Here is a 16,959-nt window from a genome sequence, read left to right on the forward strand (position 1 = left end):
CCTTTTATGCCAGCTCCACTACTAGGCGTGGGCCGCGGCAGGCACCGCGCAGCCACTTTGGCAGCCGTCGGGCAGCTCGGTATCCTCGACCTGCACCGTGCTGTGGTGAATGTGAAATTCGCGCAGTAGCCCAGCCGATAGGTTGGCTAGCCAAGCTGCGTCGGCCCCGCCGGGACGCACTAGGTGGGCCATAAGAGCCGTGTCGTGGCCATCGCTACTCATGCTCCAAATGTGTAGGTCGTGCAGGCTCTGCACGCCCGGCTGGCCGAGCATAAACTGCCGAACTTTTTCGAGGTCGATACCATCGGGCACGGCTTGCAGCCCGAGGCGAATAGTATCGCGCAGCAGCCCCCACGAGCTTACCGCAATCACCACCAGCAGCCCGAGGCTAATAACAGGGTCGAGCCACGTCACCTTGGTGAAGTACGTGATGGCGCCGCCTATCACCACACCTAGGCTCACAAGCGCATCAGTGAGCATGTGCAGGTAGGCACCGCGCACGTTCACGTCGCCCTTTTGGCCAGCGCTAAACAGCCAGGCCGTGAAACCATTAATCAAAATGCCGGTGCCGGCCAGTAGCATCACGGCGCCGCCCTTCACAGGCTCTGGATGGCGCAGGTGGTCGATGGTTTCCCACAAAATGAACCCTAGGGCCCCGTAGAGCAAAGCGGCATTCACCAAGGCTGCCTGAATGGTGGCGCCGCGGTAGCCGAAGGTGTAGCGCGGCGTGGCCGGGCGGCCCGCCAACCAGGCGGCTCCCCAGGCTAGGGCCAGGCTCAGTACATCGCTCAGGTTGTGGCCCGCATCGGAGAGTACGGCGGCCGAGTTGGCCCACAGCCCGCCCACGGCCTCGATGATGACAAAGGCTAGGTTCAGCCCAATGCCCCAGGCAAAGGCAGCACTAAACTTGCCCCCGGCCGGCGGGGCGGCGTGTACGTGGCCAGCGTGGCCGTGGTCGTGCGAATGGCCCATAACTAAAGTAGCGTGCGCGTGTAGTGGCCTAAACGCAAAGGCCGGGGTTTGGGTGCGAAAGTAACCCTAGCCCCGGCCTAGGTGCTATTTAAATGCCAGAGGCACTACTACTTTCACGCTCACTGTGCGGCCCATATTAAACACGCCTTGGCGGCCATTGGTGTAGTTGATGGCCGCATACTTGAGCCGGCTCAGGTGCGATTGATAGGCCACGTCGAACAAGTTATTAGCCGTCACGAAGACCGAAAACAGCGTCCGGCCCTTACTGTCGGCCACGTCGGTGCCCGCGCCAGCGTTAAATAAAGTATAGGCGGGCGTCGCCGTTTCGGTGTCGAAGGCCCCGAAAAAGCGGTTTTGGGCAAACGTCTGCTCTAGCTGAAAGCGGGCGTACACGTTGGTGAGGCGCTTGCCTTGGCGGCGGAAGTTGCCGCGCAGCTCCGATTGCAGTCGGTCGGCCGGGATGAAGGGCAAATACTTTTGCTCGTCGGGCACGTCGAGCTGGCGGGCGCGCACCATCGAAAACGAGTTCTCGAAGTGCAGCCAGTCGAGCGGGTGCGGGTGAAAGTCGAGCGTAACCTCGCCGCCCAGCAGCCGCGCCTGGCCCTGCACGTAGTTGAACAGCCCGATGTTGGGCCCCGTCGATACCAGCGAGTCGGTGCCAGCCTGGTTGAGCACGCGCCGCGCAAAAATGTAGTTCGAGATGCTGTTCTCAAACGCATCGACGCTAAAGCGCACATGGTCGCTCACGTAGCTCACGCCCGCATCGACCTGCAAACTGGTTTCAGCCTGCAGGCCCGGCTGGCCCACTTCATAGCGAATAGTGCCCTCGTGCACGCCATTCGAGCCCAGTTCGGCAATGTTGGGCGCGCGGAAGCCGCGCGACAGGTTGGCCTTCACCGTGAGGCGGTCGCTAAAGCTGTAGGCGGCACCTAGGCTGCCACTGTAGTTATTAAAGGTGCTTTCGAAGCCCGAAAACTTGGTTTCGGCGCCGGCCGTGCCGGCGGGCACGGGCTGCTCGTCGGCATCGAGGTACAGGCTTTGGGCCCGGATGCGGCGCACGTCGTAGCGCAGGCCGCCGCTGAGGTCGAGCCCGCCTAGCGATTTCTTGATGACCCCAAATACGCCGCCCTCATTCAGCTTGTAAGCCGGAATGAGAAATTCCTGCCCTAGGTTCCGGTTTTGCTGGTGCAGGCCGCTGGTGCCCACGGCCAGGTTCCAGCCATTTAACTCGGGCAAGAAGTAGCGCAGCGCGTAGTCCACGGTGCGCAGCTGGAAGTACAGGTCGGGCGTATCGGGCGCCAGTACGTTGCCAAACTCGCGGCGCAGGTTCTGCTGGTAGTTGACCTGCAAGGCCAAGCGCCCGCCGCGCTGCCCGATGATAAAGTTGTTGTCGGTGCCAATCCGAAGGTGGTTGATGCGCTGGCGCGGCACCTGCAAGGTGTAGCCCGATTGGTTGTCGGTCACTACCTGCGGCTCGGCTTGGCCGTTCACGGCCACCTCGCGCAAAAAGCGCCCGGTTAAGCTGTCGCGCTCGCCTTCTATCAAGCCCACATTTTGGTTAAACGAGCTGAAGGTGAGGTGTGAGTAGCCCCAGCTTTTATTCAGGCCCACGTAGCCGTTGGCGTCCCACTCATTAAAGCCTGAGTTGAAAACCCGTCCGTCGTAGCGGTTGCGGTAGTCGCCGGCCACCTTACGGGTGCCCCGCACCAGCCAGTTGAAGCCGTTGAGGTTACCCGCATTTTCGAGCGAGTAGCCCTGCTGGCGGTTATTAGTCTGGTAGTTGGCCACGGCCTGGCCCGTGATGCGGCCCTCCGCGATGGGGTCAGGCGCCAGGAAGTTGATAACCCCCGCCATGGCATCGGAGCCATACAGCAGCGAGCCCGGCCCTTTGATAATCTCAGCCCGGTCGATGCTAAACTCATCTAGCTCAATGCCGTGCTCATCGCCCCACTGCTGGCCCTCCTGCTTTGCGCCGTTATTCAGGGTCACTACGCGGTTGTAGCCCAGCCCACGCACCACCGGCTTGCTAATGGCCGCACCCGTGGTAATCTGGCTGATGCCCGGCGTGTGCGCGATGGCGTCAATCACGTTGGTGGCCGAGGTCTGGTTGAGGCGCGTGCGGTCTACCACCGTGGTGGGCACTGGCGAGCGGCGCAGTTCCGTAGCCTGGCTCACGCCCGTCACCACCACCTGCCCAATCTCAGTGGCCGTGGGGCTCAGCTTGAAGTCGAGCGGCTGGCCACTGCCAGTGTCTACTAGCTGGCTTATCGTATTGTACCCTAGGGAAGTAATCTGAACCGTAAACCGGCCCCTAGGTAGGTTGGCGAAGCTGAAGCGGCCCTCGGCGTCGGTGGCCGTGCCTTGCTTGAGGTCGGGAAAAATAACGTTGACGCCGGGCAGGCCCTCACCCGTGGTGGCATCTGTAAGGCGGCCGCTGACTGGCCCCGCTGCCCGCGGGCGTGCTACCGGCGTAGGCGTTGTAGATTGACCTACTGCCGCAAAAGACAAGGTGCTGGCTAGCACCAGCATAGAAGAGGTACGAAGCATAAAGCCCACTAATTAGAAAAGAGGCGCCGAAGCAGCCGGGTCCGAGCTTGGCTTGCAAGTCCCCGCGCACAGACGGGGCCCATTGGCCTTAAAAGCAAGGAAAAACGAGGCTGCTGCCCGGTAGGTGCACTGGCGCTTAGCACTAGCCCGCGGCTGCACACGCAGCCCGCAGAGCCAAAGCCAATAAATTAAAAACCAAAAAGGAAAGGATAGGCCAGGCCTAGGTACCCAGCAGCTACCTAGGTGCTAGGCCTGCGGAGGGCCACGCAGGGCCGAGCGCCGCAGCGCGGCGGCCGAGCAGGCCAGCGTAGCGGGCACAGCCAGCGGCCGATAGTGCAGCTCGCGTGGGGGGAGGGGAATGGCTACCAGCGGCGCAGACTGGTAAGACACATTGTAGAACTGCTCGGTTTGGCAGTGGGTGTGCTTGGCCGTGAGTCGCGCTTTACCTGGCTGATGCTTTGCGGCTGGCGCAAAGGCCGGCTCCTCGGTAGTGTGCTCGTGGGAGTGCAACGCCAATATCCACGCCTCCGGCAGCAGCGTCCGCATGAGGCAGAGCAGTAGCAGCAAAGCAAGGTAGGGGCGAAGAACAGGCCGCAACACGGTAACGCTAAATCAACCGATATACTGACAAGGCAGGCAACTATGAGGTTGCACTAGTTAGGCAAAGATACACCTAGACAAGAGGTGCTACTGTCCGCACGTGCAACGACGTTTCGTGTACGAGTAAGGCTATGTAAGCTAAGGCTGCCTTAGGTACAAGGAGCACGCACCCACTGCGCGAGGTGGGAATGAGCACTTGGCTAGCCTGCCTCGACTTACTAAGTGCAAATCATTTTACACTTCGATTACTACTTCTAGCGTTACTACCAAACCACTACCGATGCAATGCGATAGGTGCCGTTGATTTACTCGTTGTAGCAGCAAGTCAGTAGGTGAAATACTACGGTAAAATGTCCTCAGTGGCAAGTAGCTGGTGTCACCTGTCTTGTATCACCTAGGCTTGCCAGAAGTACATTTGTTGGCTAGTTGTAGGTGCCAATACATCAAATACATATGGCTTTAATAGCCGAGTTTGTTGTATTTATCTTATATTTAATATATTTTGAGTCTTTTGAGCGCTTTTCACGACCAGAAATAAGGTTTCTGCGTATGTCCGCCGCTTTCTTGCATAAAATTATGTTGCCTACTGTGCGTTCAGTCGTACCGCTAGGATAGATCTTCTTTCTTCCGCGTCGCTTTTATGATTATTACGGACATCAAAGAACTTAAAATCCAGCATGACGAACCGTTGCATCTTTTACGAGTAGAGTGGGCTGCCGGGCGCGATATGCGCCGCCTGCGGCCCGCGTTGGAGCAGCTCTCGCAAGTAGCTATTCGCCTGCAAATCACGCATGGCTTGCTGGCGATTGATACACTGCCCGACATTTCGGCATACGACCAGATATGGTTGGGCTCGCAGTGGCTACCCAAAACAGAGCGGCTGGCACTAAAGCAGGCCGTTATTGTGCTCTCATCGGGCAAGATTTACAATCAGCAAGCCATTGAGACCTTGCTGACTTTGAATCGGAACCACGTAAGATTTGATTTTCAATTCTTTAGCCAATCGGTATCGGCCATGCACTGGCTCACCAACGAGTCGCGGCGCCTACCGGCCCTGCTGGCCGAGTGGGACGAGGCATTTGGACCGATGGCCCCCGAAGCCTACCAGGCATCGGAGCCGCGGGCCCCGTACCGCCGGCCGTAGCGCTCCACGGCTCCTGCCAACCTGGCAGCGGCTACCACCTTGGAACAGCCTTTGAAAAGGAGGGCTGACTGACAGGCGCTGCTTGTTAGTCAGCCTTTTATTGTTTCCACTTAGCTCATTCCCCGATGTCCGAAACCGGCTCCATCTCCATCCATACCGAGAACATCTTCCCGATTATCAAGAAGTTCTTGTATTCTGACCACGAGATTTTCCTGCGCGAATTGGTCAGCAACGCCGTCGATGCTACCCAGAAGCTCAAGAGCCTGGCCGCGCTAGGCGAGTATAAAGGCGAGCTAGGCGAGCTAAAAGTGCGCGTGACGGTAGATAAAGACCAGCGCAAAATTACGATTTCGGACCACGGCCTCGGCATGACGGCCGACGAAATTAAGAAGTACATCAATCAGATTGCCTTCTCTGGTGCCACCGAGTTTGTGGAGAAGTACAAGGAGAAGGATGCCCAGGCGAAAGACCAGATTATCGGGCAGTTTGGCCTAGGTTTCTACTCGGCCTTTATGGTGGCCAAAGAGGTAGAAATCTGGTCGCAGTCGTACAAAGAAGGCGCCCTGACCGCCCACTGGACCTGCGATGGCTCGACCCAGTACACCATTGACGAGCCCACCGGCGAGCACGCCAAGGCTGAGCGCGGCACCGACGTAGTGCTGCACGTGGCCGAAGACTCGGACGAATTCTTGGAAGAGGCCCGGCTGCGGACCATCCTCACCAAGTACTGCAAGTTCCTGCCAATTCCGATTGAATTTGAGGGTGAGCTGATTAACGACACCACGCCCATCTGGACCAAGCAGCCTTCGGACCTCACCGACGAGGACTACAAGAAGTTCTACCAGGAGCTGTACCCCATGTCGATGGACGAGCCCCTGTTCTGGATTCACCTGAATGTGGACTATCCGTTTAACCTGACGGGTATTCTGTACTTCCCGAAGGTGAAGGACGAGCTGCAATTCCAGCGCAATAAGATTCAGCTGTACTCGCGCCAGGTATTCATCACCGACGAGGTGAAGGACGTAGTGCCCGAGTTCCTGATGCTGCTGCACGGCGTCATCGACTCGCCCGATATTCCGCTGAACGTGTCGCGTAGCTTCCTGCAAGCTGATGCTAACGTGCGCAAAATCAACACCTATATTACCCGTAAGGTGGCCGATAAGCTGGCTGAGCTATTCCGCAAGGACCGCGCTGGCTACGAGGAGAAGTGGGCTGACATTGGGCTGTTTGTGAAGTACGGCATGCTCTCGGACGACAAGTTCTACGAGCGCGCCAAGGACTTCGTGCTGCTGAAAAGCGTGAGCGGCAAGCTGTACACGCTCACTGAGTACACCGAGCACATCCAGGCCAACCAGCAGGACAAAGACGGCAATACCGTGGTGCTTTACACCACCGATGCTGAGCAGCAGCATGGCTTCGTGGCAGCCGCCCAGGAGCGCGACTACGACGTGCTGAACATGGACCAAGTGCTCGACGCGCACTTCATTGGCCAGCTCGAGCAGAAGCTAGAGAAGACTTCATTTAAGCGCGTGGATGCGGCCACGGTGGGCCAGCTCATCGAGAAGGAAGAAGCCCCCGCCAGCGTGCTGAGCGAGGATGACCAGAAGAAGCTCGAAGAAGTATTCACGGGCGCTATCAGCAACCCGGCTATGCACGTCAAAGTGGCGGCTTTGTCGCCGCAGGATGCGCCGGTAGTTATCACCCAAAACGAATTTATGCGCCGCATGAAAGACATGCAGCGCACCGGTGGCGGAGGCGGCATGCAGATGTTTGGCTCAATGCCCGACTCGTTTGACGTGACCGTGAACGCCAACAGCCCCCTCGTAAGCAAGGTGCTGGCCGACGGTGGTGAGACTATCGCCAAGCAAGCCTTCGACCTGGCGCTGCTAGCCCAGGGCATGCTGAAAGGTGAAGCCCTCACGGCCTTCGTAAAGCGCAGCACCGAGCTGCTGTAAGCGTAAGTGCCCTAGGGTAAAAAAAGCCCCGCTGCCGAGAGGTAGCGGGGCTTTTGCGCTTTTAGGAAAGGGAGGAATAACCCGTGTCAGGCTGATGAATAAGCAAAACTTCCACTAGAACTTCTTACTATTGTGCGGCTCGTGCGGCAAAAAGTACAAGCTTGTGTTCCCTTCCTTTTCCCACCTACCTATGAAAAGTCTGCTTGCGCTTGCGCTGCCGTGTATAGTAGTAACGATAGCCGCTGCTCAGCCGAATAAAAAAATAGCGGATGGCCTCGCCAACAACCAGGCAGTAGTTGCCAACGGCCGGCTAGCCGGTGCGGCACTGCCGAGCGGCATCCACGCCTTTAAGGGCGTGCCCTATGCCGCGCCGCCCGTGGGTAGCCTACGCTGGCGCGAGCCGCAGCCCGCCGCCAAGTGGACCAACGTGCGCCCGGCTACGCAGTTCGGACCTAGAGCCATGCAACTGCCGCTATTTGGCGACATGAACTTTCGCTCGAACGGCGTGAGCGAGGACTGCTTGTATCTGAATGTGTGGACGGGTGCGAAAGCGGCCAGCGAGCGGCGGCCGGTGCTAGTGTATTTCTACGGCGGTGGGCTGGTGGCGGGCGATGGTTCGGAGCCGCGCTACGACGGCGAAAGCATGGCCCAGAAAGGCATTGTAGCCGTGACGGTTAACTACCGGCTAGGTGCATTCGGCTTTCTAGCCCATCCTGAGCTGACCAAGGAATCGCCGAACCACGCTTCGGGCAACTATGGCCTGCTCGACCAAGCCGCGGCCATTAAGTGGGTGAAGGACAACATCGCGGCCTTTGGCGGCGACCCCCAGCACATTACCATCGCCGGGGAGTCGGCCGGCTCATTCTCGGTAAGCGCCCAAATGGCGTCGCCGCTCTCTAAAAATCTGATAGCCGGCGCGATAGGCGAAAGCGGTTCGCTGCTGGGCTTGCAGCCGCTGCCCGCACTGGCGCAGGCCGAGCAGGCAGGTGCGGCCTGGGGTACTAGCCTAGGTGCGGGCTCACTGGCCGCACTGCGGGCGCTGCCGGCCCAGCAAGTGCTAGAAGCCAGTGGCAAGCAGGGTGCCCCACGCTTTTCGGCCATTGTAGATGGCTACTTGTTTCCGCAGTCACCTAAGGAGATTTTTCTGGCTGGGCAGCAGGCTAAGGTGCCGCTGCTGGTGGGCTGGAACTCGCAGGAAAGTGGCTACCAAGGCATCTTGGGCCAAGCTGCCCCGACCGCGGAAAACTACCGCGCCGCCGTGCAGAAAAACTTTGGCGACCGCGCCGCTGAGGTGCTGCGCCTGTATCCTGCTGCCTCCGATGCCGAGGTAGAGCAAGTCGCTACTGACTTGGCCGGCGACCGCTTTCTGGGCTATAGCACCTGGAAGTGGGCCGACGCGCACGCCAACACTAGCGGTCGGCCCGTGTACCGCTACTACTACGCCCGTCCCCGCCCGGTCATGACGCCCGAAATGGGCAATGCCACCGCCAATCTAGCTGGTGGCGTGACCAAGGGCGACCCCAACGCCAAGCCGGCTCCGCCTGCTAAGGGCGCTGTGCACTCGGCCGAGATAGAATACGCGCTGGGCAACCTAGGCAGCAATAAAGTATTTGCCTGGACCCCCGACGACTACCAGGTGTCGAAAACCATGCAGGCGTACTTCGCTAACTTCATCAAGACCGGCAACCCCAACGGCGCCGGCCTGCTCACTTGGCCTGCTCTCAAGCCCGGCGCGGGCGGCCAGCTGCTGCGCCTCGATGTAAAAACTGAGGTAGTGCCCGACCAAACCCGCGACCGCTACCTACTGCTAGAGCACATGGCGGCCAAATAGCGCGGCGCGGGCGGAGGATACTCGGCGGCTGGCCAGGCCACAGTAATGGCTGCCACCGAGTTAGTGCAGAGGAAGCTGTATATCAAACTCACGTCTGCTTGCGTACTAGGCTCCATGGAATCTGCATCATCGACCGACGCGATAGTCCCCGACGAGCTGGCTCAGGTGCTGCTGGATATAGCCCCCACGGGGATGATGCTAATGCGCCCCGTGTATGCGGCTGGCGATGAAGCTATTATTGACATAGCTTTCGAGTACCTCAACCCGGTGGCGCAGCGAAAAATACTGCTGCCGGCGCGGCCTACCGAATCGCTACGCACCCTGTATCCCGGCGATGAGGGGTTGTTTGCCTTTTACCGAGCCGCCTACTTATCAGGCGAGCGGGCCGAGTATGAGAGTACCCGCGAGGTTGCTGGTCTGGTATTTAGCTACTACCTAGTGGTGCAGCGCCAGGGGCCTAGGTTGGTAGTCAGCTTCACAGCTGCTACCGATAACCCTATCGAGGCAGTGGCCGAGGAGCTGCACGCCAGCCTAACCCGCGAGCAGGCCGCCCGGCAGCGGGCCGAGCGCCAGCAGCAAGACATGCACCGGCTTTTTGAGCAGGCGCCCGTGGCTATATCGGTGTTGCGCGGTCCGCAGCACGTGGTAGAGCTCATGAACGAGGCCAACGCAATGCTCCTAGGTAGCACACGGGAGAACCTGCTTGGTCAACCCATCATGGAAGTATTGCCCAGGCTGCAAGGGCAAGGTTTCGATTTAGTGTTGCAGCGGGTATTGCAAGGCGAAGCTATGGTGTTTCGGGAGGTGCGGGTTAAGCTCAGCCGCGCGCACCTAGGGCAGTCCGACTGTGGGTACTACCATGTCACCTACCAGCCCTGGCGGGCCGAAGACGGCGAAATAGTGGGGGCAATAGCTGTGGCAACGGAGGTAACTGAACAGGTGCAAACTCGCCAAGAACTCGAACGCCTCAACCAAGAGCTGGAGGCCCGAGTGCAGGAGCGCACGCAGCAGGCCCATGCCTCGCGGGCCGAGGCCGAGCGCCAGCGCGGCCGCTTGGCGCAGCTCATTGCCGAGGCCCCAGCTGCTATTTGCGTGCTGTCGGGGCCCGACTTTGTGTACGAGCTCGTGAATCCGCGCTACCAGGCACTGTTTGATAACCGCACTCTGGTTGGGCAGCCTCTCTTGACTGCCGTGCCCGAGTTTGCGGACCAGCCCGTGTGGAGTGACCTGCGCCAAGTGTACGAAACGGGCTGCACCCACACGGCAGAAAACAAGCTAGTGGCCGTGGCCCGGCCCGATGGCGTGCTGGAAAAGCGCTACTTCAACTACATCGAGCAAGCTCGCCACAACGAGCACGGCGAGATAGATGGCGTGTTCGTGTTTGGGTTTGAAGTGACCGAGCAAGTGCGAGCTCGTGAGCAGGTGCAACGCCTCAACGAAAAGCTGACTGCCGCCAATCAGGAGTTGTGCGACGCCAACAAGCAGCTTGTGCGCACGAACATCGACTTGGATAACTTCATTTACACGGCCTCGCACGACCTTAAAGCGCCCATCACTAACATCGAAGGCTTGCTGTACTTGCTGAAGAAAGCCTTGCCCGCGGCGGGGCGCTCCGACGAGCTAGTGGCTTCTGTGCTAGACCGCATGCACGGCTCAGTCGAGCGCTTCACGCGCACCATCGCGCACCTCACCGATGTGACCAAGCTGCAATCAGAATTTGCGCAACCTGCCGTAACGATGCTGCTAGCCAATATCGTCGAAGACGTGCGCCAGGACCTGCTGCCCCAGCTTACCGAAGCCGGCGCCGAGCTCGAAGTAGACGTGGACAACTGCCAGCCGCGCGTGTTTTCCGAAAAAAATCTCCGCAGCATTCTCTATAACCTGCTCAGCAACGCGCTCAAGTACCGCCACCCCAGCCGGCCACCCCAGATACGCGTGACCTGCGCTGCCGAGGGCGACCAGCTAGTGCTCAAGGTGCAGGATAATGGGCTGGGTGTGAACGAGTGGCAGCAAGCTCGGTTGTTCCAGTTGTTTCAGCGCCTGCACACCCACGTCGAAGGCTCGGGCCTGGGGCTGTACATGGTGAAGAAAATAGTGGAAAATGCGGGCGGTACCATCGAGGTGCAAAGCCAGGTGAACGAGGGCACCACCTTCACCATCCGCTTCCCGGCGTAGCGTTGGCCCTAGGTGCGCCTATCGCCGAGCGGTGTCAGTTAGGGTTATTAAGAAAGCTTTGAGGTCGGCCACATCCTTGGGGGTGAGGTGCAGCTTATCGGGCGGCAGGGTCTGGTTTTCGACCGCAATGCCCTGGCCTACGCCCCCGCCCTCGTTGTAAAAATCAATAACTTCCTCAAGGGTGCGAAATTGCCCATTGTGCATGTAGGGCGCTGTGAGGGCCACGTTGCGTAAGGTGGGCGTCTTAAAGGAGTGGCGCAACGGAGCCAGCTTGGTGAGGGCGTAGCGGCCTAGGTCGGGGTCGAGCTGCCGGCTGCCGGGGCACGTGGGCACGCCTAATACCTCCGCTTCCGAGTCCTGAAAAGTAGGCGGCGCAGTGCCATTGGTAAGAGGCAAGAAGTGGCAAGTGGCACACCGCGCCCGGCCCGCATACAAGTTGAAGCCCCGCGCTGCAGCTGGGCTCATGGTGGCCCCGGCCTCGCCGCGCACGTAGCGGTCGAAGGGCGCGTTGAGGCGCACCAGGCTGCGCTCGTAGGCAGCCAGCGCGTTTTGGATGCGCACTGGGCTCACGAGCGGCGCGCCAGCTTCGGTCCTAGGAAAGGCTGCACGAAACTGGGCAGCGTAGCGTGGCTGCCGGGCCAAGCGGCCAGCGGCAGCGTCCAGCGAGCCGTGCATTTCGTCGCGGCTGCCGACTACGTCAATGGCTTGGTTTTCAAGGTTGGGGGCGCGCAGGTCGTAGAACTGCCCGGCCTGGAGCGCGGCGTTGAGGATGGTGGGCGTATTGCGCCGCAGGGTGCCGCCGTTGAGCGTGGCACTCAAAGCTAGTCCGTCGGTAAAAGCGCGGCCCGGCTGGTGGCATGAGGCGCAGGAGCGGCCCCCGCCGCCGCTCAGCACGGGGTCGTGGAAGAGCGCGCGACCTAGGGCCACCTTAGCCGGGTTACTAAACCACTGCTGATTGCCAGTATAAAAATCTGGGTTGAACGCACCCGTATCGAATAGCGTGGCCGCGTCGGGCCGCAATGCCCGCAGCTCGCCCGGAAATGGCGCGATATGCAATTGCTTCTGCAAAGCCGATAGGCTTCGCCCCAGCGGGTTGGCATGGTTGCGAATAAACCCTATGCGGTCGAACAACGCAAAATCTTGTTGCTGTAGTAGGGCCGTGCGAGCCGCCGCCAACCGGGCTTGCGCGGTGGGCTTGGCTGGCTTGCCAGCGGTAGCGCCAGCCAGGGTGTACAGCCGCAAAGGCGCTTCTAAAGCACCTAGGGCAGCCTCGGCTTCGGGCAGGGTGGCGGTGGGGCACAGCGGCGTATCGAAGCCTGTGATACCCAGAGCCACTACCCGAAACACCTGCTGCCGTAGGGCGTCGAAGACGTGGGCATCGGTAAACTCTTGGTCGGCCCACGAGAGTTGGAGCGAGCGCACCTGCCGCCGCAGGCGCACCACTTGGCGACGCAACTCTGTGCGGCTAGCCGTGTCTTGGGCGGCCGGAGCGGGGCTGGTGTACAGCAGCGGCTCAATGACTTGCAGGCCCGCCGGCTCAAACATCTTGGTCTCTTCCACCTCTACTTCGGCCACAGGCGCACCATTGACTAGCCGGCTGGTGGCGGGCAAAAAGTATTCGGTAAACGGCTCGACGCGCTTGTACGCCAGCCGGCAGCGCCGGAAGGCTTGCCGTAGCGAATCAATAGGCAGCGCCTGCGCTATGGGCCGTTGGCTCAGGGGTAGCAGTTCCTCATCAATGAGTGCCAGCAGGTGCCCTAGGTCGTGGGCTACGGCGGCTTTCACCTGGGCAGGGCGCGAGTTGGCTTGCTGGGTGGTTTGGCCGGTAGGGGCGGGTGGGGGAGTGGCCTGCTCGTCGGCGGCGGGCGTGCAGTAGGTCAGCACGCTTGCTAGTAGCAGGGTTAGGCCTGTTAATCGAAAAATAGGGTATTTCATAGAAATGCTAAGCTGTGGCCCCTGATGTCTAATGCAGTGCCCAGGCTACTCCCGCAAGTAAGAATCGTTGGTCATGCAGAGCGTAACGAAGCATCTCGCGTGGCACAGTAGACTTCTAACGTTTACAACGAAGCGAGCGAGATGCTTCGCTGCGCGCTGCATGACAGTTAGGTTTTAACAACAGCACCCCCCGCCGAGGCCGGCGGAGGGTGCTGCAAAGGCCCTAGGTCCTGAAAACTACTTGGCTACGCCGCGCACGATGACGACTTGGCCGCCCTCGTTGTTGGTGTTGGCGGTAGCTCCCGAACCGTCGGCGTTGCGGAACTTAGCATCCTGCCAGGTGTGGGGGTGGATGTTGACCAGGAAGGTGTTGGGCGTGTTTACGAGGTCGCTGATGTCGTACATGGCACCGTATTCCCAGGAGCTTTTCTGCTGGTTGTTGCTGGGGTTATACTTAGCGTTGAAAGTCGCATCGGTGCGGCGGTGGTCCATTTCGAGCATGGCCTTGGCGCGCTGGGTGGGGGCGTTGATGGCCCACTGCCAGATGCGGCCGTCGTGGTTATTGTCGCGGTAGTACGAATCGCCGTCTTCCTGAATGTAGACGTAGTTGTCGGTCACGCAGATGTTGTCCGGGTTCACGATGTAGTTGCCGGGGTCGGTGGCGCCATCCACCACTACTTCGAGCTTGGCCGCGCCCACGGGGTCGGTGGCGTTCAGGTTCAGCTTATATACGCGGCCCCACATGGTCTTGCCGGCCACGGGCGTCACTTTATCCGACGCGCTCACGCCAGTAGCCGTGAAGTACAGCTCGCGATTGTTGGCGGCGCTGCCTTTGCGGTAGTCTAAGTCCTCCACGCGGGCTAGCTGCAAGGCATTGTTAGCTACCGAGAAGGCGGCGATTTGGGCGCCGGTCATGGTGTTCACGTTGGGCACTTCTATCCACTGCACGTCGTAGCTGGTGCCGGCGCTCATGCTGGTTTCTACGGGGTCGCCGTTCTGGCGCTTCAGCATGTAGAGCTTGCCATTGTCGAGGTCGCCGGGGGTATTGCTCACGTACAGCAGCACTTGGCCGTTGGTGTCGTCTTCACCAATTACAATAACCGTTTTGCCGGGGTAGGCCTGCTTGTTGAGCGGCACGGCGTTTTCCATGCTGGCCTTACCTAGGGCGGGCTTGCGGCGGCTCGAGTTAGACTTGTTGGCCGTGCCCAGCGGGTCGAGGGCGTGCACCATGCTCTCCGAGCCGCTTTCGCCGGCCGTCAGGAAGGTGGGCATCGGGAAGCCGTGTTCTTCGGGGGTGGCCAGCGTGGCCGAGCACAGGCGGGTGGTGCCGCCGTTGTAGTCCAGAATGTACTCGCCGCGCACCGGCTTGAAGGTGCGGTCGAGGTACACGCGCGATACCGACTGCGAAATCTCGTGGTTGTTAATCAGCACGTAGCCACCCTCGGCGGCGGGGTTTTTCAGCAAGCCAGCGCCATCGGGCTGCGGGCCAAATATGAAGTTGGGCGACCCGGCCAGCACATCGTCCGACGAAATCAGGGGCATGATTTGCAGGCTCTCGAAGCCCGGCATGGTCTTCACCAATGATGGCGTCACCGATTGCGCTTTCAGCTCGACGGGGTTACTAGGGTCGTTGTTATCGTCGTTGGTGCAAGCTGCTAACAGGGGCAGCAGACCTAGGGCCGCTAGGCGAGCCGAACGAAGAAGAGTAGCGTTGGTCATAAAATAAAAATGAGAAAAAACTGGGTTCTAACAGGTCCCCAAAATTCCTCGTCTAGTATTACGCCAACGTCAAGTGCTAATTATGAAAGTTTGATTAAGAAAAACGGGTAGGTTTTACTTCTTGAAAAACGCCAGTAAATCAGATTTGTATGAATTGCCAATTGGTATCTCGTCGCCCGTGGTCAGCACCAACTGCTCGGGCTGGAGCAACTTGATATGGGCCGCCGCCACAATGAACGAGCGTTGCACCCGCACGAAGCGCTCGCCTAGGGTATCTACCATTTCTTTCATGGTGGCGTGGTGCAGATAGGTTTTGGCGGCCGTCACGATTTTGACATAGTCCTTGCAGCCCTCCACAAATAGAATGTCGCGGTACGGCACTTTCAGCAGGCTGCCTTGCTCCTTGAGTAGCAGGTGGGTGTCGTCGGCGGCGCTGGGGGCAGTGGCTGGGGTAGGGGGCTGGTAGCGCGCCACAGCCTTCTGGAAGCGCTCGTAGCTGAAAGGCTTGAGTAGGTAGTCGAGCACGTTGAGCTCGAAGCCTTCATAAGCGTACTCGCGGTAGGCGGTGGTGAGAATAGTTTGGGGCGGCGTGGGCAGCGTTTTGAGGAAATTCAATCCTGTAACAAGCGGCATTTCAATGTCTAAGAACATTAAATCGACGGGGTGCTGGCGCAGGTGCTCGTGGGCTTCTAGGGCGTGGCGACACTGGCCACTAAGCACGAGGCCGGGCGTTTGGGCAATGAACTGCTTGAGCACCTGGTGGGCCAGGGGCTCGTCGTCGACTATCAGGCAGCGGGTAGGGGCGGTGCTCATAGGTGCAAAATAAGCTCGGCGCGGTAGCGGCCGTTGTGCTCGCCTAGGTGCAGCTCGTGGGTGCCGGGGTAATAAAGCTGCAAGCGCCGCTTAATATTCTCTAAGCCAATGCCTCCGCTGCGACGCGGCGACGCGGGCGGCGGGCTGGGCAGCATGTCATTCTCGATTACGAAGCGCAATTGACCCGGCGCGGTCGTAAGGGTGGCCTCCACGCTGGCATTGTCGCTGAAGTGGTGGCGGCCGTGCTTAAAGCTGTTTTCGACCAGCGGCAGCCACAGCAGCGGCGGCACCTGCCGCCCGCCTAGGTCGGCCCCGGCCGTGCTAAACTGGATGCGCGCGCCCTCGTACTTGCGCTGCTCTAGCTCGAAGTAGTTTTCTAGAAACGCCACCTCATCGGTTAGGTTGATACGCTCCTTGCCGCTGTCGTACAGTACGTAGCGCATCAGCTCCGACAGCAGCAGGATGAAGCGCGGCGTTTCGGGCGAGCCGGCCAAGCTGAGGCCGTAGATGCTATTGAGGGTGTTGAACAGAAAGTGCGGCTGCAGCTGCGCCTTCAATTGCTCAAGCTGCAAAGCGGCGTGCTCTTTTTCGATGTGGCGGCGGCGTGCTTCCTGCTCAAACGCCACCCGCACGAAGCCCACGCAGCTGAAGGCCAGAAAATCGGTCAGCAGCAATAGCAAATACGGCATTCCAATATTGAATAGCAGGCGGACCCCGTCGCGGTAGTAATGCTGGTAAAACGCGCTCAACGCCGGCGGTATGGCCAGCGGCCGAAAAGCCAGCGCGGCCAGCGTGGTATTGAACTTGATGCCCCACCACAGGTACACGATGCCCCCTAGCACCAGCAGGGCCGCGTAGCGCCGCCGACGCAGCAGCTTAGGCAGCAGCCAGCGGTAGTAGGGCACCACGTAGAGCGTGGCCGCCAGCGCAAACAGTATCAGCTGCGGAAACGGGAAGTTGGCCCGTTCAGTCGGGTGCAGCCTGCTGTCCTCCATAAAGTAATTGTACTTGTACATCCCCACGTAGAGCGCCCACACCAGCACTTCAAAAAACAGGGGGAAGCGGCTGGGCCGCGCGGCATCGTCTTGTTGCATGCAGCGAAGGTGGCAGCCGAATGCCTGCCTAGAGTAAGAAAGCACCCCAGATTTCGACTAAACGGGGGATTTTTTCGACTAAAAATCGGACAAGCGCGCTTGGTCGAAATCGGCCCTGGCGTGGTCGAAAAAAGCGAAAAGAAGGGATTGGGCGGCCGTTGCTTTGTCCCATTC

11 protein-coding genes are annotated in these 16,959 nt (G+C 59.7%); 4 read left to right on the forward strand and 7 right to left on the reverse strand.

Translation table 11 applies throughout. The features are described from left to right. Window positions 1-21 precede the first annotated feature (21 nt). The 3 genes from FNT36_RS07625 to FNT36_RS07635 form a co-directional block, all read right to left on the reverse strand. Window positions 22-972: a cation diffusion facilitator family transporter gene (locus tag FNT36_RS07625; protein WP_144846083.1), complete on the reverse strand. Its 951-nt coding sequence runs from the start codon at window positions 970-972 to the stop codon at window positions 22-24. An 84-nt stretch (window positions 973-1,056) separates the two neighbouring features. Beyond that, window positions 1,057-3,519, reverse strand: a complete 2,463-nt coding sequence (locus tag FNT36_RS07630; protein ID WP_144846085.1) for a TonB-dependent receptor — start codon at window positions 3,517-3,519, stop codon at window positions 1,057-1,059. Between the two features lie 246 nt (window positions 3,520-3,765). Beyond that, a complete protein-coding gene (locus FNT36_RS07635) occupies window positions 3,766-4,086 on the reverse strand; it encodes a hypothetical protein (RefSeq protein ID WP_233635758.1) in 321 nt (106 codons plus the stop codon). 673 nt (window positions 4,087-4,759) lie between these two features. On the opposite strand from FNT36_RS07635, the gene FNT36_RS07640 reads away from it, so the two are divergent. From FNT36_RS07640 to FNT36_RS07655, 4 genes are all read left to right on the forward strand, one after another. Next, a complete protein-coding gene (locus FNT36_RS07640) occupies window positions 4,760-5,263 on the forward strand; it encodes a hypothetical protein (RefSeq protein WP_144846089.1) in 504 nt (167 codons plus the stop codon). 125 nt (window positions 5,264-5,388) lie between these two features. Further along, the gene (htpG, locus tag FNT36_RS07645) at window positions 5,389-7,218 is read left to right on the forward strand and encodes a molecular chaperone HtpG (protein WP_144846091.1); all 1,830 of its coding nucleotides are present in this window, start codon (window positions 5,389-5,391) and stop codon (window positions 7,216-7,218) included. Window positions 7,219-7,408: 190 nt separating this feature from the next. Continuing rightward, on the forward strand, window positions 7,409-9,049 hold the full coding sequence (locus FNT36_RS07650) for a carboxylesterase/lipase family protein (protein ID WP_144846093.1): 1,641 nt from the start codon (window positions 7,409-7,411) through the stop codon (window positions 9,047-9,049). 114 nt (window positions 9,050-9,163) lie between these two features. Further along, window positions 9,164-11,224 (forward strand): PAS domain-containing protein, encoded by a 2,061-nt coding sequence (locus FNT36_RS07655; RefSeq protein WP_233635759.1) that lies wholly within the window; start codon window positions 9,164-9,166, stop codon window positions 11,222-11,224. A gap of 18 nt (window positions 11,225-11,242) precedes the next feature. Here the strand turns inward: FNT36_RS07655 and FNT36_RS07660 are convergent, their stop codons facing one another. From FNT36_RS07660 to FNT36_RS07675, 4 genes are all read right to left on the reverse strand, one after another. Beyond that, on the reverse strand, window positions 11,243-13,159 hold the full coding sequence (locus FNT36_RS07660; RefSeq protein ID WP_144846097.1) for a cytochrome-c peroxidase: 1,917 nt from the start codon (window positions 13,157-13,159) through the stop codon (window positions 11,243-11,245). Window positions 13,160-13,396: 237 nt separating this feature from the next. Then, window positions 13,397-14,878, reverse strand: coding sequence for an alkaline phosphatase PhoX (locus FNT36_RS07665; protein WP_233635760.1), 1,482 nt, complete (start codon window positions 14,876-14,878; stop codon window positions 13,397-13,399). Window positions 14,879-14,992: 114 nt separating this feature from the next. Next, window positions 14,993-15,691 (reverse strand): LytR/AlgR family response regulator transcription factor, encoded by a 699-nt coding sequence (locus FNT36_RS07670; protein ID WP_144846099.1) that lies wholly within the window; start codon window positions 15,689-15,691, stop codon window positions 14,993-14,995. After that, complete coding sequence (locus tag FNT36_RS07675) at window positions 15,688-16,785, reverse strand: sensor histidine kinase (RefSeq protein WP_144846101.1); 1,098 nt, start codon at window positions 16,783-16,785, stop codon at window positions 15,688-15,690. Before FNT36_RS07675 ends, FNT36_RS07670 begins: the two co-directional genes overlap by 4 nt. Window positions 16,786-16,959: the final 174 nt, after the last annotated feature.

Source organism: Hymenobacter setariae (assembly GCF_007713685.1).
Classification (GTDB): Bacteria; Bacteroidota; Bacteroidia; order Cytophagales; family Hymenobacteraceae; genus Hymenobacter; species Hymenobacter setariae.